The organism is Streptomyces sp. NPDC055632, assembly GCF_053618675.1.
Genome location: NZ_JBSHHY010000001.1, coordinates 164055 through 189980, shown reverse-complemented (window position 1 = coordinate 189980; position 25926 = coordinate 164055). Strand labels below are relative to the sequence as shown.

Here is a 25926-nt window from a genome sequence, read left to right as displayed (position 1 = left end):
ATACGACAATGGATCGGGGTGCGCCTTGCGGGCCGGGGTCCCCGGTGACTACGGTCGAGCCGCAGGGGAAAGCGCTTTCCCCAGCCCTTCCGCCCCTGGAGCGCGCCGCGTGACCACCGCAGACGTCCTGATCTACACCCGCACCGCCGGATACCGCCACGACTCGATCCCCGACGGCGCCGCCGCGCTCACGGAGCTGGCGCGGGAGCTGGGGCGGACGGCCGAGGTCACCGAGGACCCGGGCGCCTTCACGCCCGAACGGCTCGCCCGGTGCGCCGTCGTCATCCTGCTCTCCACGACCGGGAACGTCCTGACCCCCGAGGGCCGGACCGCCTTCGAGGCGTACCTGCGGGGCGGCGGCGCCCTCCTCGCCGTGCACGCCGCCGCCAACGCCGAACCCGACTGGCCCTTCTACGGGGACCTGCTCGGCACCCGCTTCGACGGCCATCCCGAGGTCCAGCCCGGCACCGTCCTCGTGGCCCCGGGCGACCACCCGGCGACCGCCCCGCTCCCGGCCCGCTGGGAACGGACGGACGAGTGGTACAACTTCACCTCCGTCCCCCGGGGGGTGCGGGTTCTGGCCCGGGCCGACGAGGCCTCGTACCGCGGCGGCGCCCACGGCGACGACCACCCGCTCGTCTGGTGCCGGGAGGCGGACCGGGGGCGCGTCCTCTTCACCGCCCTCGGGCACGCCCCGGAGGCGTACCGCGACCCGCTCTTCCGCGCCCACCTCGCCGGTGCCCTGACCTGGCTGACCGCCTGACCGCCCGGGTGGCCCGCCCGGCGACCGCCCGGATCACCCCGCCGTCCCGCCCCTGTTGCGCCGCGCCGCTCTTCACGGAAGGTTGGTGTCGGACGGGGACCGAGGCAGGAGGAGACAGGCCATGGGCATCGCCACCGTGAACCCCGCGACCGGCGAGACGCTGCGCACCTACGAGGCCCACGGGCCCGAGGAGGTCGAGCGCCGTATCGCAGCCGCGCACGAGACGTACCGCCGGTACCGCACCACCTCCTTCGCCGAACGCGCCCGCCTCCTGCGCGCCGCCGCGACCCTCCTCGACGAGGACACCGAGGACATCGCGCGCACCATGACGATCGAGATGGGCAAGCCGATCGCCGCCGCCCGCGCGGAGGCCGGCAAGTGCGCCAAGGCCATGCGCTGGTACGCCCGCCACGCCGAGGAACTGCTCGTCGACGAGCACCCGGCGGAGAGCGACGTCCAGGACTCCGGCGCGGACACCGCCCGCGTCCACTACCGGCCCCTCGGCCCCGTCCTCGCCGTCATGCCGTGGAACTTCCCGCTCTGGCAGGTGATCCGCTTCGCCGCGCCCGCCCTCATGGCGGGGAACACGGGCCTCCTCAAGCACGCCTCCAACGTGCCGCAGACCGCCCTCTACCTCGGCGACCTCTTCCGCCGCGCCGGATTCCCCGAGGGCTGCTTCCAAACCCTCCTCATCGGCTCCCGCGAGGTCGAGGGCGTCCTGCGCGACCCCCGCGTGGTGGCCGCCACCCTCACCGGCAGCGAACCGGCCGGCCGGTCCGTCGCCTCCGTCGCGGGCGACGAGATCAAGAAGACCGTCCTGGAACTCGGCGGCAGCGACCCGTACATCGTGATGCCCTCCGCCGACGTCGTCGCGGCCGTGAAGACCGCCGTCACCGCCCGCGTGCAGAACAACGGCCAGTCCTGCATCGCCGCCAAGCGGTTCATCGTCCACCGGAACGTGTACGACGACTTCTCCGAGCGCTTCACCGCCGCCATGAACGCCCTCACCGTCGGCGACCCCCTCGACGAGTCCACCGACGTCGGCCCCCTCGCCACCGAGCAGGGCCGCACCGACCTGGAGGAGCTCGTCGACGACGCCGTGGAGAAGGGTGCCACCGCCCTCTGCGGCGGCCACCGCCCCGAGGCCGAGGAACTGCGGAACGGCTGGTACTACCGCCCCACCGTCCTCACCGGCATCACCCCGGAGATGCGGATCCACCGCGAGGAGGCCTTCGGCCCGGTCGCCACCGTCTACCCGGTCGGCGACATCGAGGAGGCCGTGGCCGTCGCCAACGACTCCCCGTTCGGCCTCAGTTCCAACGTCTGGACCCGCTCCCAGGAGGAAGTCGCCCTCTTCGTCCGCGACCTGGAGGCCGGCGGCGTCTTCGTCAACGGCATGACCGCCTCCCACCCCGCGCTCCCCTTCGGCGGGGTCAAGCGCTCCGGGTATGGCCGCGAACTCGCCGGCCACGGCATCCGCGAGTTCTGCAACGTCACCACGGTGTGGCAGCGCGCCTGACCCCACCGCCGGACGCCGCTCCCCGCCCAGGGCCTGTCCGACCCTGATCCACCGGACAGGCCCTGGGGCTCACCCGCCGCCGGGAGCGGCGTCGGCCGGCACCTGCACCGGACCGATCTCGCACCACACCGCCTTGCCCTCGCCGCGCGGCTCGACCCCCCACCGGGAGGCCAGCGCGTCCAGCAGGAGCAGCCCGCGCCCCGACGTGGCCGCCTCGCCCGGAGTGCGGCGCCGGGGCCAGGCGCTCGACCGGTCCTGCACCGACAGGCGCACCCGCCGCACCGGCTCGGGCAGCACCTCCAGGGTCAGCACCGCGCCCCCCTCCGTGTGCAGCAGCACGTTGACGAGCAGCTCGCCCGTCAACAGCTCCGCGTCGTCGGCCAGTTCCCGCATGCCCCAGTCGCGCAGCGCCTGTCCCACGGCCGCCCGCGCGTCCGAGAGGCCCTGCGGATCGGCCTGGTGGATGTACTGGTGGATGCGCGGCGCCTTCGGCGTGCCCGGGTCCGGGCTGCGCCGCAGCACCAGGAGGGCCACGTCGTCGCCGGAACCCCACCGCTCCCACAGCCGGTCGGAGAGGTGGTCGGCGAGCGCCTCGGCCTGCGGCGGACCGCTGGCGATCGCCCCGGCGAGCGCGGCGAGACCGGACGAGATGTCCGAGTCCGGCTGCTCGACGAGCCCGTCCGTGCAGAGCACCAGGGTCTCCCCGGGCACCAGGTCGAGCCGCGTCTCCGGGAACTCCTCGTCCCCGAAAACGGTCGCCAGGCCCAGCGGAAGCCCGCCCCGCAGCTTGGGCTGCCCCACCCGGCCGTCGTTGTGCCGGATCAGCGGGTCGAGGTGCCCGGCCCGCACCGCGCGCAGGGTGCCGCTCGCCAGGTCCACCTGCGCGTACGTGCAGGTCGCGAAGCGGTTGGTGTCCAGCTCGGCGAGGAACCGGGAGGCCCGGGCCAGCACGGTCGAAGGGGCGTGCCCCTCGCCCGCGTACGCCCGCAGCGCGATCCGCAGCTGGCCCATGATGGCCGCCGCGTGCGTGTCGTGGCCCTGGACGTCGCCCACGACGATCCCGACCCGACTGCGCGGCAGCGGGATCACGTCGTACCAGTCGCCGCCCACCTGACGCCCGCTCCACGCCGCGTGGTAGCGGACGGCGATCTGACCGCCGGTGATCTCCGGGATCCGGCGCGGCAGCATCGTCGCCTGGAGCCCGGTCGCCAGCTCCCGCTCCTCGTCGAAGAGGATCGCCCGCTGGAGCGACTGGGCGACGATCGCCGCGAGCCCCAGGGCCAGGTTCCGCTCGTCGGGGTTGAACGAGGTGCGGCCCCGGTAGAACAGGGCCATCCCGCCCAGCGAGCGCGCCTGTGCCACCAGCGGGAGGTAGCAGGCGGCCCGGAAGTCGAGCCGGGGCAGATAGGGGGCCAGCTCGGGGAAGTCCCGCCCGAGCGACGGGAAGGACGACACGAACCGGGGCCGGCCGCTCAGCACCGCCTCGGCCAGCGGCAGCCGCCGGTCGAGCCGCCGGTTGCGGAAGCCGTCGAGCACGTCGAGGGACTCCCCGCTGAGCGCGATGATGTTCAGCGAGCCGTTCTCCACGAGCCCCAGCGCGAGACCGTCCGCGCCGAGCCGCGCGAGGCCGTTCGGGCCGGTCAGGGCGGTCGTCACATCGTCCACGGTCACCGCGCGCGACAGCGCGTTCGTCGTCCGCTCCACGATGTTCGTCTGGACCTCCCGCCGCTTCTCCAGGTCCCGGACGAACGCGAAGTGCATCACCTCGGCGGTCGTGTCCCGCACGACGCCGACGATCCGCCGGGCCCGCCCGTCCGGCGAGCGCAGGATCCGCGCCTGCACGTGCGTCCAGTGGGGTGGCCCGTCGTCCTGCGGGATCGGGAAGTGCGCGGTGTACGAGGCCGCGCCGCTCTTGACGGCCTCGCGCACGACGCCCCGGAGCTTGACCCGCTCCTCGGGGTCGAGGCGCGCGACGAGCGTCTCCGGGCGCCCGTCGAAGGAGGCCGGGGACACGCCGAAGACCAGCAGCCCGGACTCGTCGGCATCGATGCTGCCCGTGTCGAGATCCCAGTCGAAGCTGCCGGTCCGGTTCATGGCGAGCCACTCGGCGGGCCCGATCTCGCCACTGCGCGTACGCGGGTCGTCATCGGTCATCCCCCCCATTGTCGAACCCGCGCCCCGGCGACGCCATGGCGCTGACACGGCGTGGCGCGAGTTCGCCGCGAAGCGCGACCTCGCCGGGTCCGGTCGGGCACCGCCCGGGACGGGTGCGGCCCCGGGTGCCGCCGGTGCCGGACATCGGCGGGGCCCGGGACGCCGCCGGGGCAGAATGGGCCGGTGCAGCCGTCCTACCGTGTCCTCGGTCCGTGCCTCGTCCTCCGTACCGACGACGGGACGGAGGCCGTCCTGGGCGGCGGCAGACTGCGGGCCCTGCTCACCGCGCTCGCGGCGGCCGGCGGGCGGACGGTGGACCCGGGCACGCTGATCGAGCAGGTCTGGGCCGACGCCGACCCGGCCGATGGCCGGGACCGCACGGCCGCGCTCCAGGCCCTCGTCGGACGGCTGCGCCGGGCCGTGGGCCGGGAGGCCGTCGCCTCGGAGCCCGGCGGCTACCGGCTCGACGCCGCCCGGGACGACGTCGACCTGTACCGCTTCGAACGGCTCGCCGCCGAAGGAGCTGCCGCGCTGGGCGCCGGGGACGCCGGGCGGGCGGCCGTCCTGCTGGACGAGGCCCTCGGGCTCTGGCGCGGTCCCGCCCTCGCCGACCTGCCCGGCCGGGACGCGGACCCCCTGGTCGTACGGGTCGAACAACGGCACGCGCAGGCGCGCCGCGACCGGTTCGCCGCCGACCTGGCCCTGGGGCGGGCCGCCGACGCCCTCGCGCCGCTCACCGCCCTCGCCGCGGAGCAGCCCCTCGACGAACCCCTCCAGGCCCTGCGGATCCGCGCCCTCCGCGACACGGGCCGGGCGGCCGAGGCCCTGGCGGCGTACGAGGGGGTGCGCACGGCCCTCGCGGAACGCCTCGGCACGGACCCCGGGTCCGAACTGCGCGCCCTGCACGCCGAACTCCTCACGGACGACCGGCCCGCCGGCACCGGACGGCGGGCGGGCGCCCTGCCCGCCCGCCTGAACTCCTTCGTCGGACGCGACGACGAACTGGGAGACCTCGCCGCCGACTGGGGCGCCCGGCGGCTCGTCACCCTCACCGGGCCGGGCGGCGTCGGCAAGACACGGCTCGCCCTGGAGGCCGCCGAGACGTACGACGGTCCGGTCCACCTCGCCGAACTCGCCTCCGCACGCGACGGGTCCACGGTCGGCGCCGCCGTCCTCACCGCGCTCGGCGCCCGCGAGACGCAGCTCTGGCAGCGCCCGCCCGTCCCCGACACCGATCCGAAGGACCGTTTCGCCGCCCTCGTGGAGCACTGTGCCGGGCGCCGGATGCTGCTGCTCCTCGACAACTGCGAGCACGTGGTCGGCACGGCGGCGGAACTCGCGCAGGAGCTCCTGACGCGGTGCCCCGGAGTGACCGTCCTGGCGACGAGTCGGGAGCCGTTGGGGGTGCCGGGGGAGGTGGTGCGGCCGTTGGGTCCGCTGCCGGTGGGGATGGCGTTGCGGTTGCTGGGGGAGCGGGGGGCGGCGGCGCGGCCGGGGTTCTCGGTGGGGGAGGACCGGGCGGCGGCGGAGGAGGTGTGCCGTCGGCTCGACGGGTTGCCGCTGGCGGTCGAGCTGGCGGCGGCGCGGTTGCGGATGCTGTCGGTGCGGCAGATCGCGGACCGGCTGGACGACCGTTTCCGGTTGTTGACGGCGGGGGCGCGGACGGTGCTGCCGCGGCAGCAGACGCTGCGGGCGGTGGTCGACTGGTCGTGGGACCTGCTCGACGGTCCGGAGCGGGTGGTGCTGCGGCGGCTTTCGGTGTTCACGGGCGGGTGTGATCTGGCGGCGGCGGAGGCGGTGTGTGCCGAGGACGGCGGGGCCGGGGAGGTGCTGGAGGTGCTGGGGGCGCTGGTGGACAAGTCGCTGGTGGTGGCGTCGCCGGGTGGGGCGGGGATGCGCTACCGGCTGCTCGAGACGGTGGCGGAGTACGCGCGGGAGCGGTTGGCGGAGGCGGGGGAGCGGGCGGGGGTGGAGCGGCGGCATCTGGCGTACTACCGGGAGCTGGCCCGGCGGACGGATCCGGAGCTGCGCGGGCCGGGCCAGGTCGCCGCCATCGCCCGCTTCGAACGGGAGCACGACAACCTGCGCGGCGCCCTGCGGACCGCCGTGGCGCTCGGCGACGAGCAGGAGGCGCTCTGCCTCGTCCACTGCCTCAGCTGGTTCTGGCAGCTGCGCAACCACCAGACCGACGCCCACACCTGGGCCGCCGAGGCCGGACGCCTCGGACCCGACCCGTTCCGGGAGCCCGTCCGGCCCGCCGGACCGTTCGACGGGCGGTGCGTGGACGTGCCGCCGCCGTGGACCGGCGAACGCCTCCGGGAGGCCCGGCGCGGCGGCCGGCTGTACGCGCTCGCCACCGAGGGCGGCGCGGGCGCCACCGCCCTCGAACGCCCCGGGACCCGCGCCCGGCTCTCCGCCCTCGTCTCCGCGTACCGCCCCGGCCTGCCGCAGACCTGCCGGCAGCCGGGCACCATGTGGCACTTCGCCCGTCTGATGACCGGGGAGCTCACCACCCTCGACGAGACCCTCACGGAGATCATCGACGCCTGCCGCGACCGGGCTCCCGGCTGGGACCTGGGCTTCGCCCTCCTCATGCGCGCCAAGCTCGCCGGCCGCGGCGCCGACGCCGAGGAAGCCCTCGCCCTCTTCGAGGCCGCCGAGGACTCCTGGGGCATCGCGGAGTCCCTCGCCGCCCGGGGCGAGGCCTACGAGCAGGACGGCAGGCTCACCGAGGCCGCCGCCGACTTCGAACGGGCCACGGCCGCCGCCGCCCGCGTGGGCGCGCGCTCCCAGGTGCCCGTCTTCACCGCCCGCCTGGCCGCCGTACGGCTCCGGCTCCGGCCCGGCGGCGACCCGGCGGCCGAACGGCTCCTGGCCGAGGCCGCCGACGAGGCCGGGAAGTGGGGCGCCGAGGCCGCCGGCGCCGCCCGGATGCTGCTCGTCCAGCACTACGCCCGCATCGGCCGCACCGGATCCGCCCGCGCCCAGCTCACCCTCCTGGAGGGCGAGTTCGGGGAGGCCACCCCGGCGCTCTTCTGGGGCCTGGTCGGCGGGACGTGGGCGTGGCTCGACTGTATGGACGGCGCGTACGACCGGGCCGTCGGGCGCCTCGCCCGCGCCGTCGTGGACGTGGAGACCCTGGCCCACCTGGTCGCCCCGTACCTCGTCGTCGCCCAGTTCGGCACCGCGGCGTGGGCCCGCGGCGGGCGGGGCGGGCCGGGCGACGCCGAGGCCGGGGCGCGGTTCCTCGGCGCGTACGACGCCCACGCCGGTGCCGGCAGCGGCGGCTTCCGCCCCTTCACCCCGGAGACGGAGGCCCGGATCCGCACCCGCGCCGAGGAGGTCCTGCGCGGGGCCCTCGCCCCGGAGACGTACGCCCGTCACTACGAGGAGGGGGCGGTCCTCTCCCTCAGGGCCGCCGCCGACCTCGTACGACAGCCCTGGGAGACATCGAGTGGAGACTTCGAGTGACTGACCACCACCCGTACCGGATCGGGACCCGGCGGGGAGACCTGTACGTGCTCTGGCGCCGGGGCGAGGGCGACGACCGCGACGCCGTGGCCGCCGACGACCGGGGACGGCTCCTCGCCTTCCACGCCGTCGGCTCGGCCGAGGAGCACTGCGCCCGGCACCGCTGGGACTTCGTGACGGACGCGGAGTCGTACCTGGACCTGGAACCCGTGGGGGAGTGGGTCCGCGTTCCCGGACCCGTCCCCGCGGCACCGCTCCTGGAGGCGTGGAACTTCTTCGAGGACCTCGCGCGGGGCGTGGACACCGCCCTCGCCCTCCCCGCCCAGGATGCGGTCCACGACGCCGCCTACGACCGGTTCTTCGAGGCCGGCGACGGCGGGCTCTGGACGGCCGCCGAGGCCGCCGCCGCGCACGACCTGCTCCGCACGGGCCTCGCCCTCTGGGAGGAGGCGGTGCGCGGGGCCGTCGTATCGGACGCGCACCTGCTCGTCCGGCGGGCCGGCGCCGGATCTCCTCCGGCCCCGGATGCGTTCTCGCCGACCGGACACGAGAATGGCCAGTGCCGGACGAACACGTAGGAGGCGGCATGAACGCTGAGCCCGACAAGACGTCCCCGGGGGACTTCCCGACGCCCGACCGGCTGCTGCACGCCGGATCGGAAGGGGAGTTCACGGCGGAGGACCTGGTCCTCGCCTCCGGCCGTGACGTGACCCCGAAGAACCTCGCCTGGGCGGAACGCCGGATGGCGGAGAAGGGGCGCGCCTCCATGGACGAGCTCCTGCCCTAGGTCGTGTCACGTCGGCCCCGGCCCGGAGGTGCGTCCTCCGGGCCGGGGCCGACGCGCGTCCGCCGGGGCCACACCGGCGAACCACCCCCGTGGGAGGTGCGGCATGATCCGCCACGAGAGGTCGGACGACGACGGGGCCCCGCCCGCGCGAGGACCCCTCGGGCGCGCCGCCCTGGTCCTCCTCCTGACGGTCGCCCTGGTCTGCGGCGCCGTGGCCGCCGGAGCGCTCTGGAAGGCCGGAGCCGACGCCGACCGCGAACGCGCCGCCCACCGGCACCGGGTGACGGCGACCACGACCGGCCCGGCCGAGGACCCGCCCGCCTCCACCCGGTACGGCACGGAGCCGTACGCCCTCGCGCCGGCGACCTGGCAGCACCCCGGGAACGTGCGCCGGTCCGGGACCGTCCAGGTGCCGCCCCGGACTCCCCGGGGGGACGCCGTGGTCATCTGGGTGGACGACGGGGGGACCCCCGTCCGGCCGCCGGCCGCCGCCGCGAGCCGTTCGCTCACCGCGGTCTCCGGCGGCATCGTGGTGGCGGGCGCCGTCGGGGTGACGGGGGCCGGCGCGCTCGTCCTCGTACGGCGGAGGGCCGAAGGGCGCCAGTACGCCGCCTGGGAACGCGAGTGGGAGCGGGTGGAACCCGTCTGGTCCGGCAGGCTCCGCCGGGACAGGGGCGCGGGAACGGACGACGACTGACCGGCCCCGGGGCGGACGGACGGAACCGTCGGAGGACGCCGGCGGAGCCCGGCTCCCGGCCGAGGCGGAAGGGCGGGGAGGGGTCCGTCGTCGGGCTCGCGCGGGCCGCGACGCGCAGGACCCACCGGTGGAGCCCGACGAGCAGGTCGGACAGGTCGCGCGGGCGCGTCCGTCAGGGACCCGTCCGCGTCTCGATCCTGTGCCGGACCAAGGTCGTCAGGGCCGTCAGCCGGGTCGAGACCGCGGGTGTGGGAGGCACCGGGCGCCCGATGCGCCGGGCCTCCTCCGGCAGGGCGGCGAGGTCCCGCTCGAAGCGTTCGCGGGCGGCCGCCGGGGCGTCGGGCGGGTCCGTCCGGAGCCCGCCGCGCATCACGGTCCGCAGGAGCGGCTCGGCGTCCCCGGGAGGTTCCTCGTGGGCCAGGCCGACGACGTCGCGGAGACCGGGGCCGCGGAAGACCTGCTTCGGGCCCGGCGCCGTCGCCTTCGCCGACGACAGCTTCATGACGGGCCGTCCGTCGTACTCGACCAGTTTGTACGCCGCGTCCAGGTACGGCGCGTCGGCGGCCGTGCCGACCTTCGTCCCCACGGCGTACGCGTCGATCGGCGCCCCCTCCCGTACGAGCGCGTCGACGCCGTACTCGTCCAGGCCGCCGCTCGCGATGATCCGCACGTCCCCGAGGCCCGCCCCGTCGAGCGCGGCGCGGGCCCGGCGGGCCAGCGCGCCCAGGTCGCCGCTGTCGATGCGGATCCCGCACCCGGGACCGAGCCGCAGGTCCGTGAAGACGCGCGCGGCCGTCGCGACGCCGCGGGCCGTGTCGTAGGTGTCGACGAGGAAGGTCACCGGGCCGGGATGGGTGCGGGCGAAGGCCCGGAACGCCCGCTCCTCGGAGTCGAAGGCCTCGACGTACGAGTGGGCCATCGTGCCCGCGGCCGCGATGCCGTACCGGCGGGCGGCGGCGACGTTGCTGGTGCCGGCGAAGCCCACCAGGGCGCACAGCCGGGCCGCCTGCACGCCCGCCTCGGGTCCGTGGGTCCGGCGCAGCGAGAAGTCCACCAGGGGGTGCCCGGCGGCGGCGAGCACGCACCGTGCCGCCTTGGAGGCGACCGCCGTCTGGTGGCAGACGAGGGACAGCAGGTACGTCTCCACGAGCTGGGCCTGCGGCAGCGGCGCCGTGACTTCGAGCAGGGGCTCGCCCGCGAGGACGATCCGCCCCTCGGGCACGGCGCGGACCTCTCCGTCGAAGGACAGGCCGTGGAGCGGTTCGAGGTCCCCGACGGGCCGCCGCAGCGTCTCGGCGAAGTCCTGGACGTCGGAGCGGCCCACGCGGTACCGGGAGAGGTGGTCGAGGGCCGGTTCGAGCCCGGCGGCCACGAGGAACCCGCGGCCCGGCGGCAGGTCCCGCACGAAGAGGCTGAAGGTGGCCCGGCCCCGCATGTCCTCCCGCAGGTACGAGAGGGCCATCGTGACCTGGTACAGGTCGGTGGTCGTCACCTGGGACATGCTTCGAGCATGCGCGGCCGGGCGGCGGCGCGCACGGGGAGGCGCGTGCGAGGGCCGGCCCGGCTCCCGGCCCCGCGGCGTCAGCGGCCGCGCAGCGCGGCGAGGGTCGCTTCGAGGTCGGCGGGGCGGGGGCGGTTGTGGGGCAGCTTGCCGAGCACGGCGGCCATGCCGCAGGTGTCCGTGACGGCCGAGAAGACGAGACCGGCGGCGATGCCCGCGGAGAGCAGATGGAAGGCCGGGTGGACGAGCAGGCCGAGGAGCAGTCCGAGGAGGACGACGGAGCCGGCGGTCAGACGGACCTGCCGCTCCATGGCCCAGGAGGCGCGCGGGCCGCCCTCGGGGCGGTGCAGGTCGTGGCCCCCGGCGGCCCAGGCGCCGGTGCCGCCGGCGAGGGTGGCGGCGGCGACGCCGTGCTCGGCGAGGGTCCGGCAGGCGTTCTCCGAGCGCGCGCCGGAGGCGCAGACCACCAGGACCTCCCCGCGCTCGGCGGCGGCGCGGATCTCGGGCAGGGCGCTTTCGAGCCGGTCCAGGGGGACGTTGAGCGCGCCGGGCAGGTGGCCGCCCGCGAACTCGCCCGGGGTGCGCACGTCGATCACGGTCAGCTCGTGCAGGCGGGTGCGCGCCTCGTCGGTGCCGAGGGCGGTGGGCGTGGTCATGGTGGATGTGGTCCTTGTCTGTCGACGGGCCCGCACGGGCGGGAGAATTTTACCCCTGGGGGTATTGCGGGAGTGTTGCCGGAATGTGTTGCGGTGGCCGGATGCGGCGGTCGGGTCCGGGTCCTGCCGGCCCGGACCTCACCCGGTCCGGACTTCACCCGGCCCGGACCTCACCCGGTCCGGATCTCACCCGGTCCGGATCTCACCCGGTCCGGATCTCGCCGGGCGCAGGCCCCGTCGGGCGTGGGTCCCGCCCCGGCGCGGGTACGGGCGAACGCGGGCCTTCAGCCGATCGCGTCGGCGAGCGTGAAGGCCGCCACCGCCAGGAGCGCGAACGCGAACGCCTTCCGCAGCGCGTCTCCGGTGACCCTGGCGGCGAGCCGCCTGCCGTCCCACGCGCCGAGGACGGCCGCGGCGGCGAAGGGGCCGATCAGCTCCCAGCGCAGGTCCCCGCCGCCGCCCGCGCGTGCGGCGAGCGCGGCGAGGGAGTTGACGGTGATGACCAGCAGGCTGGTGCCGACCGCCTGCCGCATCCGCAGGCCGAGGACGCCCACGAGCGCGGGGACGGCGAGGAATCCGCCGCCCACGCCGAGCAGTCCGGTCACCGCGCCGAGCCCCGCACCCGCACCGGCCGCCCTGGCGGCCCGTCCGGTGGTCACCGGACGGGCGTCCGAGGGGCGCAGCATCCGCAGCGCCGCCACCGCGGTGACGGCCGCGAACGCGACGCCGAGCACGGATCCGGGAAGGCGGGCCGAGGCGGCCCCGGCCAGGAAGGCCGGGACGACGCCGGCCGCCGCGAACAGCGCGCCCGTCCTCCAGGCGACGTGGCCGTCGCGGGCGTGGGCGGGGAGGGCGGCCACCGTGGTGACCGTGACGATGATCAGGCCGGCCGTGGCGGCGGCGGCCGGGGTGAAGCCGAGCAGGTGGATCAGGGCGGGGGCGGCCAGGACGCCTCCCCCTCCGCCGAGGGCGCCGAGCGCCAGGCCGATGACCGCTCCGGCGGCCAGGGCGAGGACCAGCGCGCTCACGCGGTCGTGCCGGGGAACATCATGTGCGTGACTTTCTCTGGTGCCGCGGGGGCGTCGTGGAGCGGGGCCCGGGCGCGGGCGGGCGCGAAGCCCCGGGTACGGGCGGGCGTGGAGCCCCGGGTACGTACTGGCACGGAGCCACGGGTACGTACTGGCACGGAGCCACGGGTGCGGACGGGTGTGGAGCCCCGAGTGCCTACCGGCGCGGAGCCCCGGTACGGACGGACGCGGGGCCCGGCCCGAAAGGCGGCGCAGGTCAGTCGGTGACGACGGTCAGCCCGGCCGCCGCGGCGGCGTCGAAGCCGTCGTCCACGGCGACCACCTCGCGGCCGGCCGCGTCGAGCAGGGAGGCGCCGATGGCGGCGCGCATGCCGCCGGCGCAGTGCACCCAGACCGTTCCGTCGGGCACCTCGCCGATGCGGTGGTGCAGTTCGTGAATCGGAATGTGGACGGAGTCCTCGATCCGGCCGGCCGCGCGTTCGGAGGCGCGGCGCACGTCCAGGACGACGGTCCCGGCGGTGTCCTGGCCGGCGAGCCCGGCGAACGTGGAGCGGGCGAACGACGCCGGCCGTTCCCCCGCGCGCAGCCACCGCTCCGGCCCGCCGAGCGCGGCGGCCGCCGGGCGGTCGATGCCCACTCGCGTCAGCTCGCGCTGGGCGGCGGCGAGCTGCTCGGCGGACTCCGCGAGCAGCGTGACGGGTTTGCCCCACGGGACCGTCCAGGCCAGGTACGTGGCGAGCTTGCCGTCCGCCTCGTAGTTGAACGAGCCGGCCACGTGCCCCTGCGCGAACGCGACCCGGTCGCGCAGGTCCACGACCCACTCCCCGGCCGCGAGCCGTGCGGCGATCTCGTCCGGATCGGCGGGCGCGGGCGGCGTGAGGTCCACCGGCGCGGGGCCGGCCGCGTTGACGGGGCCCATGTGCGCGTAATAGGCGGGCACGTCCTCCAGGGACGCGAGCAGCCGGGCGACGAAGGCGTCCGCGTCCGTCGTGAGGGCCGGGTTGGCGGCCTTCTCCTCGCCGATCGTGGTCGTGTCGCCAGCCGCCTGGGCGGAGGAGCAGAAGCTGCCGAACCCGTGGGTGGGCAGCACCGCGGTCTCGTCCGGCAGGGTCCGCGCGAGCCGGTGGGCGGAGGCGTGCTGGGCGCGGGCCAGCTCCTCGGTGAGGCGCGGCTCCACCAGGTCGGGGCGGCCGACGGTGCCGATCAGCAGGGATCCGCCGGTGAACGCGGCCACGGGCCGGCCGGCCTCGCTGAGCACGTACGCGGTGTGGTGCGGCGTGTGGCCCGGGGTCGCGACGGCCGCCAGGGTCAGGTCCGCGTCGACGTCGACGGTGTCGCCGTCCGCGACCGGGACCCGGGCGAACGAGACGCGCGCACCGGCCGGGACCAGGTAGGAGGCGCCGGTCAGCCGGGCCAGTTCCGGGCCGCCGGTGACGTAGTCGTTGTGGAGGTGCGTCTCCACCACGTGGGATATCCGCACGCCGCGCCGGGCGGCGGCCACCAGGACCCGGTCGACGTCGCGGGGCGGGTCCACCGCCACCGCCGTCCGCTCGCCCCCGGCCAGATAGCCGCGGTTGCCGAGGCCCTCGACGTCGATGGTGTCGACAAAGAACACGGGATGGTCCCTTCGCTGGAAAATTACCCCCCGGGGTATGCAGTTCACCGTAACAGAATTACCCCCGGGGGTATGTTCCGGCCGGGGTGCGCCACGCGACGGCCCAGGGGCTGCCCGGCGGGTCGGGGCCGGGGCCGTACCGGATGACGCGCCCCGCCCGGCCCTGATCCACCGGTCCGGCGACGGCCCCCGTACCGCCTCCGGTTGCGGCGGCGCCGCTTCGCGGAACCCTGGAAGGAACCGCGGTCGAGGAGGGACCGCGCGCGGCCCTTCCCGTCCGGAGGCCCCCTTCCGGTCCCCGCCACCACCCTCGTACCCGCGCCGGACGGGCCGATCGGTCCCGAGGCGCGGCGGCCGAGCCCGAGGGAGAAGGACACCCGAACGCCGTACAGGAAGTGGGTGGGCAGCATGAAGGCCGCCGTCTTTCAGGGACCGGGCGGCACCGCCCGGCAGGACGTTCCCGACCCGGGCGTCGCCGTGGAGGCCGCGCGCCTCCCGGAGACCTTCGAGGCGTGTACCCGGACGGTCCGGCCCGGCGTCCGGATCCCCGACCCGCCGGCCGCCGCGTGAACGGGCGCCCCGAAGGACGCCCGCCGCCCCGAGGCGTCGTCCTCGACACCGACGGCGTCCTCCTCGACTCCGCCACCGCGCACGCGGCGGCGTGGAAGACCGCGTTCGACGCCTGCCTCGCCGAGCGGGCGCCCGACGGCTCCGGCGCCCGGGCGCCGTTCGACGCGGACGCCGAGTACCGCCGCTTCGTCGACGGCCGGTCGCGGTACGACGGCGCCGAGGCGTTCCTGACCTCCCGGGGCGTCGTCCTTCCGCCCGGGAGCCCCGAGGACCCTCCCGGCCCCGGCACCGTGTGGGCGGTCGCGGCCCGCAAGGAGGCGGCGTTCCGGGAGGCCCTGGCCGCCGGAGCGGTCACCGCCTTCCCCGACGCGGAGGAGGCGCTCGCCGCCCTGCGCGCGCTCCACGTCCCGTGCGCCGCCGCCTCGGCGTCCCGCCACGCCCGGACGCTCCTCGCGGACACCGGCCTCGACCGGCTCCTCGCGGTCGTCGTGGACGGCGGGGACGCCGCCCGGCTCGCCCTCCCCGGAAAACCGGACCCGGCGCTCTTCCTCCACGCGGCCGCCCGCCTGGACACCCGCCCCGGCGACACCGCCGTGGTCGAGGACGCGCTCGCCGGCGTACGGGCGGCCCGCCGGGGCGGCTTCGGCCTCGTCGCCGGCCTGGACCGGAGCCCCGACGGGCACGGCGCGGGGCCCCTGCGCGAGGAGGGCGCCGACCTGGTGGCCCCCGACCTCATGACGCTGGTGCGGACGACCTGGGGCGAGCGCCGGTGAACGCGCCGGCACGGAAGGGACGGGCGGACGTGACCACGAACTGGACCTGGAACGCGGACACGACCACGGACCGGACGTGGGGCGCGGACACGACCACGGACTGGACATGGAGCTACGACCGGTACGACCCGGCGCGCGAGCGCCTCGTCGAGTCGCTCTGCACGCTCGGCAACGGCAGGTTCGCCACCCGGGGCTCCGCGCCCGAGTGCCCGGCAGGCCCCGTCCACTACCCGGGCACCTACCTGGCCGGCTGCTACGACCGGCGCGCCTCGACCGTCGCCGGCCGGCGGATCGAGAACGAGGACATGGTCAACCTCCCCGACTGGACGCGCCTGCGCTACCGCTGCCTCCCGGACGGCGGTCCGCCCGGCGCCTGGCTGACGCCCGACTCCCCGGACCTGCGCCACTACGGCGTGCGCCTCGACCTGCGGGCCGGGACGCTCACCCGGTACCTGTTCTTCCGGGACGCGGACGGACGCGGACTGCGCGTCGGGCACACCCGGATCGTGCACATGGGCGACCCGCGCCTCGCGGCCCAGCGCAGCACGTTCCGCGCCTACGGCTGGACCGGCGCCGTCGAGGTGCGGTCCGTCCTCGACGGCGCGGTCGTCAACGCCGGGGTGGAGCGCTACCGGAACCTGGAGGGCCGCCACCTGACGGACCACCGGAGCGGCTGCGGGCCCGGCGGGACCGACTGGCTCTCCTGCCGCACCACCGACCCGGGCCTCCGCCTCGCCCTGGCCGTCCGCACGGACGTCCACCCCGGGGCGCCCGCCGAGGAGACGGCCGCGCCGACCGGCACCGTCCGGACGTACCGCCTGCCGATCGGTCCCCGCCGTCCGGCGACGCTCGTGAAGACCCTGGTCCTGCGCACCTCGGCGGACCGGCCGGACGGCGACCCGCGCACGCAGGCCTGCGACGACCTCGCCCTCGCGCCCGACTTCCCCCGGCTCCTCGCCACCCACGAGGCGTCCTGGCGGCGCCTCTGGGAACAGGGCGAGCTGCACGTCCCCGGCGAGGTGGGCCGCATCCTGCGCCTCCACCTGTTCCACCTGCTCCAGACGCTCTCCCCGCACACGGCCGAGCTCGACGCCGGCGTCCCCGCCCGGGGACTGCACGGCGAGGCCTACCGGGGCCACGTCTTCTGGGACGAACTGTTCGTCCTGCCGCATCTGAACCTCCACTTCCCCGAGGTGGCCCGGGCCCTGCTCATGTACCGCCACCGGCGGCTCCCGGCCGCGCGCGCCGAGGCGCGCCGGGCCGGCGCGGCGGGGGCCGTGTACCCGTGGCAGAGCGCGAGCTCGGGCCGGGAGGAGACCCAGGAGCTGCACCTCAACCCCCGCTCGGGCCGCTGGCTCCCCGACCACTCGCACCTCCAGCGCCACGTGGGCTCGGCCGTCGCGTACAACGTCTGGCAGTACGCGACGGCCACCGGCGACCGGGGGTTCCTGCACGCCGAAGGGGCCGAGGTCCTGCTGGAGATCGCCCGGTACTGGGCCGGCGCCGCCGACCTCGACCCCGCCCTGGGGCGCTACCGGATCCGCGGGATCGTGGGCCCCGACGAGTACCACGACGCCTATCCCGACGCCACGGCCCCGGGCGTCGACGACAACGCCTACACCAACGCGACCGCCGCCTGGGTCCTCGCCCGGGGCCTCGACCTCCTGGCCGAGCTGCCCGACGCCCGGCGGGCGGAGCTGACGGGGGAACTGTCGCTCGACGACGAGGAGCTCGCCCGGTGGGAGGACGTCTCCCGCCGCCTCCACATCCCGTTCCACCGGGGCGTGATCAGCCAGTTCGAGGGCTACGGCGACCTGGCCGAGCTCGACTGGGAGGCGTACCGGGCGCGGTACGGCGACATCCGCAGGCTCGACCGGATCCTGGAGGCGGAGGGCGACACGGTCAACCGCTACCAGGCCTCCAAACAGGCCGACACGCTCATGCTCGGGTACCTCTTCCGGCCCGCGGAGCTGTACGGCCTCTTCGCCCGGCTCGGCCACCGCCTCGACGACGACGTGTGGCGCGCCACCGTCGCGTACCACCTGCGGCGCACCAGCCACGGCTCGACGCTCAGCAGCCTCGTCCACGGCCGGGTGATCGCCCGGCAGAAGGGCGCCGACGCCTGGCGGTACTGCGAGGAGGCCCTGCTCGGCGACGTGGCCGACGTGCAGGGCGGGACGACGGGGGAGGGCATCCACCTCGGGGCGATGGCGGGCACGGTCGACCTCGTGGAGCGCGGCATCACCGGCCTGGAGGCGGGCCCGGAAGGACTCCGCGTGGAACCGGTGGCCCTCGCGCAGATCCCCCGGTTCGCCTTCACGATCTGCTTCCACGGCCACCGGGGAGTACACGTGCGCGTGCTCCCCGGGCGGCTGGCCGTCCGCGTGCCGTCCTCGTCCCGGAGCCCGCTCACCGTCGTCCTCCCGGGCGGCCGCCGGTACCGGATCGCGGCGGGGGAGGAGCGCTGGCTCCGGCTGTGAGCACCGGGCGGGGGCCCGGACGAACCGGAACACCCCGGAGACCGGCCGGCGGGGAGCCGAAGTCCCGCACCGGGGAGGGCGACGTCGTACTGCCCCGGGCCGGGGGCGTACGGGGGACCCCCTCCGTCCCGGCGCCCTCGCCGCCCCCGCCAGGACGGTCCGTCACGGGGCGCTCTCGTGCCGGTCGTCGTCCCCGGTCCAGCTCCAGTCGGCGACCTCGGGCATGTCGGTGCCGTGCTCCCGGATCCAGGAGTGGTGGCGGGTACGGGCGTCCGCCATGGCCTGCCGCACCCCCACGGCCCGTACGCCCAGACCGGGTACGCGGTCGATCACGTCCATCACCAGGCGGTAGCGGTCGAGGTCGTTGCGCACGACCATGTCGAAGGGGGTCGTGGTGGTGCCCATCTCCTTGTAGCCCCGCACGTGCAGGTTCGCGTGCCCGGCGCGGCGGTACGCCAGCCGGTGCACCAGCCAGGGGTAGCCGTGGTAGCCGAAGATCACCGGCCGGTCGGTGGTGAACAGCGCGTCGTACTCCCCGTCGGTCATGCCGTGCGGGTGCTCCCCGTGGGGCATGAGCCGCGTCATGTCGACCACGTTCACCACCCGGACCGCCAGGTCGGGCAGGTGGCGCCGCAGCAGGCTCGCCGCCGCCAGCACCTCCTGGGTCGGCACGTCACCCGCGCAGGCGAGGACCACGTCCGGCTCGCGCGTGCCGTCCTCGGTGCCCGCCCACTCCCACACCCCGGCGCCCCGGGCGCAGTGGGCGCGGGCCTCGTCCAGGGACAGCCAGTCGAAGCAGGGCTGCTTGCCGGCGACGATCACGTTGACGTAGTCGCTGCTGCGCAGCGCGTGGTCCGCGACGGACAGCAGGGTGTTGGCGTCCGGCGGCAGGTAGACCCGGACGACCTCGGGGCTCTTGTTGAGCACGTGGTCCACGAAGCCCGGGTCCTGGTGCGAGAAGCCGTTGTGGTCCTGCCGCCACACGTGCGACGTCAGCAGGTAGTTCAGCGAGGCGATCGGCGCCCGCCACGGCAGGGCGCGGGAGGTCCGCAACCACTTGATGTGCTGGTTGACCATGGAGTCGACGATGTGGACGAACGCCTCGTAGCAGGAGAACAGCCCGTGCCGGCCGGTGAGCAGGTACCCCTCCAGCCAGCCCTGGCAGGTGTGTTCGGAGAGGATCTCCATGACGCGCCCGTGCCGGTCGAGGTGCTCGTCGGTCTTCAGGAGCGGTTCCTGCCAGGCCTTGCCGCTGGCCCCGTACACCGCCTGGAGGCGGTTCGACGCGGTCTCGTCGGGGCCGACGAGCCGGAAGTCCCGCCGGTCGGCCGTGGCGGCCATGACGGCCTCCAGGAGGTCCCCGAGGACGCCGGTCGGCTCGTGCCGCGTGGCGCCCGGCTCCTCCACCGCCACGGCGAAGCGCTCCAGGGGCGGCACGGGCAGGTCCCGCCGCAACAGGCCGCCGTTGGCGTGCGGGGTGGCACCGAGGCGGCGCTCGCCGTCCGGCACGCAGGCGAGCACCCGCGCGGACGGCGTGCCGTCGTCGCCGAACAGCTCCTCGGGACGGTACGAGCGCAGCCACGCCTCCAGCTGTGCGCGGTGCTCCGCGTTCTCCCGCACGCCCGGCAGGGGCACCTGGTGGGAGCGCCAGGTGCCCTCGACGGGCAGCCCGTCCACCTCCTCGGGGCCGGTCCAGCCCTTCGGCGTGCGCAGGACGATCACCGGCCACCTCGGCCGCCCGGCGGACCCGCCGTCGCGCGCCTCGCGCTGGATGTCCCGGATGCGGTCGAGCGCCGTGTCCATCGCGGCCGCCATCGCGCGGTGCACCCGGCGCGGGTCGTCGCCGGTCACGTGCAGGGGCTCGTGGCCGTAGCCCCGCAGCAGCTCGTCGAGCTCCGCCTCGGGGAGCCGGGCGAGCACGGTGGGGTTCGCGATCTTGTAGCCGTTGAGGTGCAGGACCGGCAGGACGGCCCCGTCGTGGACCGGGTCGAGGAACTTGTTCGCGTGCCAGGACGCGGCGAGCGGACCCGTCTCCGCCTCGCCGTCGCCGATGACGCAGGCCACCAGGAGGTCCGGGTTGTCGAGGGCGGCGCCGTACGCGTGCGACAGGGAGTAGCCCAGCTCGCCGCCCTCGTGGATCGAGCCGGGGGTCTCGGGCGCCACGTGGCTCGGCACCCCGCCGGGGAAGGAGAACTGCCGGAACAGCCGGGCCATGCCCTCCTCGTCCCGGCTCACGTCCGGGTAGACCTCGCTGTAGCTGCCCTCCAGCCAGGAGTTCGCGAGGACGGCCGGGCCGCCGTGGCCGGGGCCCCAGACGCACAGGGCGTCGATGCCGCGGTTCCGGATCACCCGGTTGAGGTGGGTGTGCACGAGGTTGAGCCCCGGGGACGTGCCCCAGTGCCCGAGCAGCCGGGGCTTGATGTGCTCCGGTTCCAGGGGCTTGCGCAGCAGCGGGTTGTCCATCAGGTAGATCTGGCCGACGGCGAGGTAGTTGGCCGCCCTCCAGTGGGCGTCGAGCGCGTCGAGCTCCTCGTCGGTCGGGGACGCGCCGTCCGAGCGCTTGTTCCTGCGCATGTCTCCTCCGTCGTGTGAGTCGTACAGGTCGTGCGAGTTACGTGAGTCGTGCGAGCCGCGTGAGCCGTGCGGGGTGCGCGTGTCGTGTGCGCGGACGCGGTCGCCCGGCCGGTCGGCCCCGGCGCACTCCGGGGCGTCTGCCCCGCGCCGCCGCACCGGACACACCCCGTACCGGACACGCCCCTCGGCCCACCCCCCATCGTGGTGCGCGATCCGCCCGAAGGCGGCGTGACACAGGAGGGCGTGCCCGCAAGAGGGGCCGGATGGGCCAGGGACAGGGCCGGTCACGGCCCGGACGCCGCCGGCCGGCGCGGGGGCGGAGGGCCCGTCGGCAAGGGGGCGCCCGTCAAGAAGGGCCGTACCGGCAGGCGCTCCCGCGCCCTTCCCGGCGTAGCCTGAACGCCATGAGGCAGGACGCCGACCCCGGGCTCTTCGGGCCCCGCTCCGTGACCTGGCAGCTGCACAGCGACCCCGTGATGTGGATCGCCGGGATCCGGGCCCTCTGGCTCCAGGCGCTGCACCCCGTCGCCGTCCGCGGCGTCATGATCAACAGCAGTTTCCGGCAGGACCCCTGGGGCCGCCTGATGCGGACCGCGAACTTCGTCGGGACCCTCAGCTACGGGACCACCGGGGCCGCGGAGGAGGCCGGCGCCCGCGTCCGCCGCATCCACCGGCGGCTCGGCGTGGACGACCCCGAGCTGCTGCTCTGGGTCCACTGCGCCGAGACCGACTCGTACCTCTCCGTCGCCCGCCGCTCCGGGATCCCGCTCACCGACGCCGGGGCCGACCGCTACGTCGACGAACACCGCGCCTCGGCCCGGCTCGTCGGCCTCGACCCGGACGCCGTCCCCGCGTCCACCGCCGGACTCGCCGCCTACTTCGAGGAGGCGCGCCCCCGGCTCGCCGCCGGGCCCGACGCCCGGACCGTCGAGGACTTCCTGCGCCGCCCGCCCGTCAAACCCGTCCTGGTCCCGGCGCGCGAGGTGATCTGGCGGCGCGTCACGGCACTCGCGTACGACACCCTGCCCCCGTACGCCCACGCCCTCTACGGACGGCCCGCCCCGCCGCCGGAGACCGTCACCCGCCGGCTCGTCGCCACGGCCAACCTCCTGCGCTGCGTCCCCTCCGGCCTGCGCTGGAGGCTGCCGCCCCGGCACGTCCTGCGCGCCGTGGAGCGGCTCGGCCCGGAGACGCGGCCCGACCCCTGCGCGTACCCCGCCCCGTATCCGTCGTCCGAACCGGCGGCCATACTGGACACACCGGAAAGGGCGCACGGAATCGACGGGGGCGGCGGCACGCGATGGGGGACTCCAGACTGATCCAGGGCCGGTACCGGCTGCACGAGGTCATCGGCCGCGGGGGCATGGGCGAGGTGTGGCGCGCCACCGACGAGGCGCTCGGCCGCCGCGTCGCCGTGAAGTGCCTCAAACCCCTCGGCCCGCAACAGGACCCCCACTCCCGCGACATCGTGCGCGAGCGCTTCCGGCGCGAGGCCCGGGTGGCCGCCGCGCTCCAGCACCGGGGCATCACCGTCGTGCACGACTTCGGCGAGTACGAGGGCGTGCTCTTCCTCGTCATGGAGCTCCTGGAGGGCCGCAACCTCAGCCAGCTCCTCGCGGCCAACGCCCAGAACCCGCTGCCCGTCCAGGACCTCGTGGAGATCACCGACCAGGTCGCCGACGCCCTCGCCTACACGCACCGCCAGGGCATCGTGCACCGCGACCTGAAGCCCGCGAACATCATGCGGCTGGGGGACGGCACGGTGAAGATCTGCGACTTCGGGATAGCGCGCCTCGGCGCCGACATGGGCTTCACCTCCAAGCTCACCGGGACCGGCATCGCCATGGGGACGCCGCACTACATGTCCCCGGAGCAGATCGGCGGCGGCGAGATCGACCACCGCAGCGACCTCTACTCGCTGGGGTGCGTCCTGTACGAACTGGCCACCGGCGTCCCGCCCTTCGACCTCGGCGACTCCTGGGCGATCCTCATCGGCCACCGGGACACGGTGCCGCGCCCGCCGCGCTCCCACCGGGCCGAGCTGCCCGACTACTTCGACCGCCTCGTCGTCGACCTGCTCGCCAAGGTCCCCGAGGAGCGCCCGGCCGACGCGGGCGACCTGCGCCGCCGGATCGTCTCGGGCCGCGCGGGCCCGTCCCCGTTCGCGCCGCCGTCCGGCGTGCCCGCGCCGCCGCCCCTGCCGCCGACCCGTCCCGTGCCGGTGGACCCCGGTCCCGTCGCCCACGGATCCGTCGCGCCCGGTCCCGTCGCGTCCGCGCCCGCGTGGGCCCGCGGCATGGCCGGCGGGCCCCGCCCGGCCGCCGTCACCGCCGCCGACGGCCCGCGCCCGGCCGCCCACGACCCGGCCGCGGCCGTCCTCACCACCGAGTGGACCACCGCCGCGCCCGCCACCGCCGCGCCCGCCACCGCCGCATCTGCCGCCACCGCCGGTCCTGTCACCACCGCCCCCGCCCCGGCCGCGCCCCCCGCCGAGCTGGTCGCGGTGCTCGCCGGCCGGTACCGGGCCGGGATGGGCCTCGGCCGGCTCGGCCGCTGGGACGAGGCCGAGGCGGTGCACCGCTCCGTCGCCGAGGACCGCTCGCGGGTCCTCGGTCCCGACCACCCCGACACCCTCGCCAGCCACTACGAGGTCGGCTTCGCCCTCGCCCGGCTCGACCGCCCCGCCGACGCCCTGCACGCCTTCGACCGGGTCGCCCGGGCCCGGGCCCGCGTCCTCGGCCCCGACCACCCCGACACGCTCGCGGCGCGGCAGGAACGGGCGTACGCGCTCGGGCGCCTCGGACGGCACCCCGAGGCGTACGAGCTCTACGTCGAGGTGCTCGCCGCCCGCGAGCGCACCGTCGGCCCGGACCACCCCGACACCCTGCGCTGCCGCCACAACCTGGCGTTCACCCTCGGCCGCCTCGGGCGCCTGGAGGAGTCGTACCGCACGGCGCACGAGGTCGCGGAGGCACGGGCCCGGCTGCTCGGCCCCGCCCACCCCGACACCCTGGCGACCCGCCACGAGGTCGCCCACGTCCTGGGGCGCCTGGGACGCGGGGAGGAGGCGCTCGCCCAGTACCGCGCGGTCGCCGAGACGCGCGCCGCCGCCCTCGGCGCCGACCACCCCGAAACCCTCGCCGCCCGCTACGAGACCGGCGTCTTCCTCGGGCGGCTCGGCCAGGCCGCGGACGCCCTGGACGTCTGCCGCGACCTCGTCGCCGCCCGCACCCGCGCGCAGGGCGCCGACGGGCCCGAGACCCTGCGCGCCCGCCACGCCCTCGCCGTCAACCTCGGCCGGCTCGGGCGTTGGGAGGACGCGCTCGCGGAGTCCCGGGAGGTCCACGCCGCCCGGGAACGCGTCCTGGGCGCCGACCACCCGGACACCCTCCTCAGCCGCCGCGAGTCCGCCGTCGCCCTCGGCCGGCTCGGCCGCTGGGAGGAGGCCCGGAAGACCCACCGGGCCGTCGCCGCCGCCCGCACCCGGCTCCTGGGCCCCGCGCACCCCGACACCGTCGCCGCCCTGGAGGACGAGGCCCACTGCCTGGAGCGCCTCGGCCGCCCCACCGAGGCCGCCGCCCTCCTCCTCGGAGCGGCCACGCCACCCCGGGGAGCGGCCCCCGCCTGACCGCCCCACGGAGGACGACGGGCCCCGCCCGACCGCCGCCACGGAAGACGCCGGGCCCCGGCCTCCGCCCCCTTCCCCGGCCCCCGTCCGCGTGTGAGCATGAGCCATGACCGCCTCCGACCAGCTCTCCGACGCCCCCGCGCCCGCCGCCTCGTACGACGCCGTCGTCGTCGGGGGCGGGCACAACGGGCTCGTCGCCGCCGCCTACCTGGCCCGTGCCGGGCGCACCGTCCTCGTCCTGGAACGGCTCGGCTCCACGGGCGGGGCGGCCGTCTCCACCCGCCCGTTCGCCGGGGTGGACGCCCGCCTCTCCCGGTACTCGTACCTCGTCTCGCTCCTCCCGGAGAAGATCGTCCGGGAGCTGGGACTGACGTTCGCGGTGCGGAAGCGGTCCGTCTCCTCGTACACCCCGAAGGGCGACGGCGGACTCCTCGTCGGCGGCGGTCCCGAGCGCACCCGCGCCTCCTTCGCCGCGCTGACCGGCTCCGACCGCGAGTACGAGGCCTGGCAGGCGTTCTACGCCCGCACCGGCCGGGCCGCCCGCCGGATCTTCCCCACCCTCACCGAACCGCTCCCGACCCGCGCCGACCTGCGCGCCCGCGTCGACGACGCCGACACCTGGCGGATGCTCTTCGAGGAACCCCTCGGCGTCGCCGTGGAGAAGCACTTCGCCGACGACCTGGTCCGGGGCGTCGTCCTCACCGACGCCCTCATCGGCACCTTCGCCGACGCCCACGACCCCACCCTCCTCCAGAACCGCTGCTTCCTCTACCACGTCATCGGCGGCGGCACCGGCGACTGGGACGTGCCCGTGGGCGGCATGGGCGCCCTCACCGACGCCCTCGCGGACGCGGCCCGCGCCGCCGGGGCCCACCTCCGCACCGGCCACGAGGTCACCCGGATCGAGACCGACGGACACCGCGCCGAGGTCACGTACCGCACCGCCGACGGCGAGGGGACCGTCGAGGCGGGCCACGTCCTCGTCAACGCCTCCCCGCGCGACCTCGCCGCCCTGCTCGGCGACCCGCCCCCGCCCGCCCCCGAGGGCGCCCAGCTCAAGGTCAACATGCTGCTCACCCGGCTGCCGAAGCTCCGGGACCGCTCCGTCGACCCCCGCGAGGCCTTCGCCGGCACCTTCCACATCGCCGAGGGGTACGGGCAGCTCGCCGCCGCCCACGCCGAGGCCGCCGCCGGCCGCCTCCCCACCGCCCCGCCCTCCGAGATCTACTGCCACTCCCTCACCGACCCGACGATCCTCGGCCCGGAGCTCGCCGCCCGGGGGTACCAGACCCTCACCCTCTTCGGACTGCACACCCCCGCCCGGCTGTTCGCCGCCGACAACGACGGCGCCCGCGCCGAACTCCTCGCCGCCACCCTCGCCCAGCTCGACGCCCATCTGGACGAGCCGATCGCCGACTGCCTCGCCCACGACGCGGACGGCCGGCCCTGCGTCGAGGCGAAGACCCCGCTCGACCTCGAACGCGACCTGCGGCTGCCCGGCGGCCACATCTTCCACCGCGACCTCTCCTTCCCGTACGCGGACGAACCGGCCCACGGGGAGGACGGCGGCCGCTGGGGCGTCGGGACCCGCCACGCCAACGTGCTCCTCTGCGGCGCGGGCGCGGTCCGGGGCGGGGGAGTGAGCGGCATCCCCGGCCACAACGCGGCGATGAGCGTCCTGGGCGGGTGACGCCCCCCGGGGGCATGCTC

18 protein-coding genes are annotated in these 25926 nt (G+C 76.2%); 12 read left to right on the top strand and 6 right to left on the bottom strand.

The features are described 5' to 3' along the window. The first annotated feature begins 109 nt into the window (after nucleotides 1-109). Together ACWGSR_RS00835 and ACWGSR_RS00830 are read left to right on the top strand one after the other, a co-directional pair. Nucleotides 110-763, top strand: coding sequence for a ThuA domain-containing protein (locus tag ACWGSR_RS00835; RefSeq protein WP_453562765.1), 654 nt, complete (start codon nucleotides 110-112; stop codon nucleotides 761-763). Between the two features lie 121 nt (nucleotides 764-884). Next, on the top strand, nucleotides 885-2282 hold the full coding sequence (locus ACWGSR_RS00830; RefSeq protein WP_453562764.1) for an NADP-dependent succinic semialdehyde dehydrogenase: 1398 nt from the start codon (nucleotides 885-887) through the stop codon (nucleotides 2280-2282). Nucleotides 2283-2351: 69 nt separating this feature from the next. Here the strand turns inward: ACWGSR_RS00830 and ACWGSR_RS00825 are convergent, their stop codons facing one another. Next, complete coding sequence (locus ACWGSR_RS00825) at nucleotides 2352-4436, bottom strand: SpoIIE family protein phosphatase (RefSeq protein WP_376239557.1); 2085 nt, start codon at nucleotides 4434-4436, stop codon at nucleotides 2352-2354. Between the two features lie 183 nt (nucleotides 4437-4619). Between ACWGSR_RS00825 and ACWGSR_RS00820 the strand changes: the two genes are divergently transcribed. The 4 genes from ACWGSR_RS00820 (at nucleotide 4620) to ACWGSR_RS00805 (ending at nucleotide 9391) form a co-directional block, all read left to right on the top strand. Further along, nucleotides 4620-7907, top strand: a complete 3288-nt coding sequence (locus tag ACWGSR_RS00820) for an AfsR/SARP family transcriptional regulator (protein ID WP_453562763.1) — start codon at nucleotides 4620-4622, stop codon at nucleotides 7905-7907. Continuing rightward, the gene (locus ACWGSR_RS00815) at nucleotides 7904-8485 is read left to right on the top strand and encodes a hypothetical protein (protein ID WP_453562761.1); all 582 of its coding nucleotides are present in this window, start codon (nucleotides 7904-7906) and stop codon (nucleotides 8483-8485) included. Before ACWGSR_RS00820 ends, ACWGSR_RS00815 begins: the two co-directional genes overlap by 4 nt. A gap of 8 nt (nucleotides 8486-8493) precedes the next feature. Continuing rightward, nucleotides 8494-8694, top strand: a complete 201-nt coding sequence (locus ACWGSR_RS00810) for a hypothetical protein (RefSeq protein WP_053640636.1) — start codon at nucleotides 8494-8496, stop codon at nucleotides 8692-8694. Nucleotides 8695-8797: 103 nt separating this feature from the next. After that, nucleotides 8798-9391, top strand: a complete 594-nt coding sequence (locus ACWGSR_RS00805; RefSeq protein ID WP_453562760.1) for an Rv1733c family protein — start codon at nucleotides 8798-8800, stop codon at nucleotides 9389-9391. A 172-nt stretch (nucleotides 9392-9563) separates the two neighbouring features. Here ACWGSR_RS00805 and ACWGSR_RS00800 read toward each other — a convergent pair whose 3' ends face one another. From ACWGSR_RS00800 to ACWGSR_RS00785, 4 genes are all read right to left on the bottom strand, one after another. Further along, nucleotides 9564-10892, bottom strand: coding sequence for a nicotinate phosphoribosyltransferase (locus ACWGSR_RS00800; protein ID WP_453562759.1), 1329 nt, complete (start codon nucleotides 10890-10892; stop codon nucleotides 9564-9566). Nucleotides 10893-10972: 80 nt separating this feature from the next. After that, nucleotides 10973-11548, bottom strand: a complete 576-nt coding sequence (locus ACWGSR_RS00795) for a rhodanese-like domain-containing protein (RefSeq protein WP_453562757.1) — start codon at nucleotides 11546-11548, stop codon at nucleotides 10973-10975. A gap of 284 nt (nucleotides 11549-11832) precedes the next feature. Beyond that, nucleotides 11833-12576, bottom strand: coding sequence for a sulfite exporter TauE/SafE family protein (locus tag ACWGSR_RS00790; RefSeq protein WP_453562755.1), 744 nt, complete (start codon nucleotides 12574-12576; stop codon nucleotides 11833-11835). A 256-nt stretch (nucleotides 12577-12832) separates the two neighbouring features. Continuing rightward, the gene (locus tag ACWGSR_RS00785) at nucleotides 12833-14191 is read right to left on the bottom strand and encodes an MBL fold metallo-hydrolase (RefSeq protein ID WP_453562753.1); all 1359 of its coding nucleotides are present in this window, start codon (nucleotides 14189-14191) and stop codon (nucleotides 12833-12835) included. A 399-nt stretch (nucleotides 14192-14590) separates the two neighbouring features. Between ACWGSR_RS00785 and ACWGSR_RS00780 the strand changes: the two genes are divergently transcribed. From ACWGSR_RS00780 to ACWGSR_RS00770, 3 genes are read left to right on the top strand one after another with little or no spacing between them, the layout of a single operon-like run. Beyond that, complete coding sequence (locus tag ACWGSR_RS00780) at nucleotides 14591-14761, top strand: hypothetical protein (RefSeq protein WP_453562752.1); 171 nt, start codon at nucleotides 14591-14593, stop codon at nucleotides 14759-14761. After that, nucleotides 14758-15534, top strand: a complete 777-nt coding sequence (locus tag ACWGSR_RS00775) for an HAD family hydrolase (RefSeq protein WP_453562751.1) — start codon at nucleotides 14758-14760, stop codon at nucleotides 15532-15534. Before ACWGSR_RS00780 ends, ACWGSR_RS00775 begins: the two co-directional genes overlap by 4 nt. A gap of 29 nt (nucleotides 15535-15563) precedes the next feature. After that, a complete protein-coding gene (locus tag ACWGSR_RS00770) occupies nucleotides 15564-18014 on the top strand; it encodes a glycoside hydrolase family 65 protein (protein WP_453562750.1) in 2451 nt (816 codons plus the stop codon). 162 nt (nucleotides 18015-18176) lie between these two features. On the opposite strand, the gene ACWGSR_RS00765 is transcribed toward ACWGSR_RS00770, so the two are convergent. Then, nucleotides 18177-20588, bottom strand: coding sequence for a phosphoketolase family protein (locus ACWGSR_RS00765; protein WP_453562749.1), 2412 nt, complete (start codon nucleotides 20586-20588; stop codon nucleotides 18177-18179). Nucleotides 20589-20992: 404 nt separating this feature from the next. On the opposite strand from ACWGSR_RS00765, the gene ACWGSR_RS00760 reads away from it, so the two are divergent. The 3 genes from ACWGSR_RS00760 (at nucleotide 20993) to ACWGSR_RS00750 (ending at nucleotide 25906) form a co-directional block, all read left to right on the top strand. Next, complete coding sequence (locus ACWGSR_RS00760) at nucleotides 20993-21907, top strand: oxygenase MpaB family protein (protein WP_453562748.1); 915 nt, start codon at nucleotides 20993-20995, stop codon at nucleotides 21905-21907. Next, the gene (locus ACWGSR_RS00755) at nucleotides 21889-24216 is read left to right on the top strand and encodes a tetratricopeptide repeat protein (protein ID WP_453562747.1); all 2328 of its coding nucleotides are present in this window, start codon (nucleotides 21889-21891) and stop codon (nucleotides 24214-24216) included. Before ACWGSR_RS00760 ends, ACWGSR_RS00755 begins: the two co-directional genes overlap by 19 nt. 106 nt (nucleotides 24217-24322) lie before the next feature. Next, nucleotides 24323-25906, top strand: a complete 1584-nt coding sequence (locus ACWGSR_RS00750) for a phytoene desaturase family protein (protein ID WP_453562746.1) — start codon at nucleotides 24323-24325, stop codon at nucleotides 25904-25906. Nucleotides 25907-25926: the final 20 nt, after the last annotated feature.

Coding starts and splice junctions, on each gene's coding strand:
- ACWGSR_RS00830 (WP_453562764.1), top strand. CDS start 885: ATGGGCATCGCCACCGTGAACCCCGCGACCGGCGAGACGCTGCGCACC.
- ACWGSR_RS00825 (WP_376239557.1), bottom strand. CDS start 4,436: ATGACCGATGACGACCCGCGTACGCGCAGTGGCGAGATCGGGCCCGCC.
- ACWGSR_RS00810 (WP_053640636.1), top strand. CDS start 8,494: ATGAACGCTGAGCCCGACAAGACGTCCCCGGGGGACTTCCCGACGCCC.
- ACWGSR_RS00805 (WP_453562760.1), top strand. CDS start 8,798: ATGATCCGCCACGAGAGGTCGGACGACGACGGGGCCCCGCCCGCGCGA.
- ACWGSR_RS00800 (WP_453562759.1), bottom strand. CDS start 10,892: ATGTCCCAGGTGACGACCACCGACCTGTACCAGGTCACGATGGCCCTC.
- ACWGSR_RS00795 (WP_453562757.1), bottom strand. CDS start 11,548: ATGACCACGCCCACCGCCCTCGGCACCGACGAGGCGCGCACCCGCCTG.
- ACWGSR_RS00765 (WP_453562749.1), bottom strand. CDS start 20,588: ATGCGCAGGAACAAGCGCTCGGACGGCGCGTCCCCGACCGACGAGGAG.
- ACWGSR_RS00760 (WP_453562748.1), top strand. CDS start 20,993: ATGAGGCAGGACGCCGACCCCGGGCTCTTCGGGCCCCGCTCCGTGACC.
- ACWGSR_RS00755 (WP_453562747.1), top strand. CDS start 21,889: ATGGGGGACTCCAGACTGATCCAGGGCCGGTACCGGCTGCACGAGGTC.
- ACWGSR_RS00750 (WP_453562746.1), top strand. CDS start 24,323: ATGACCGCCTCCGACCAGCTCTCCGACGCCCCCGCGCCCGCCGCCTCG.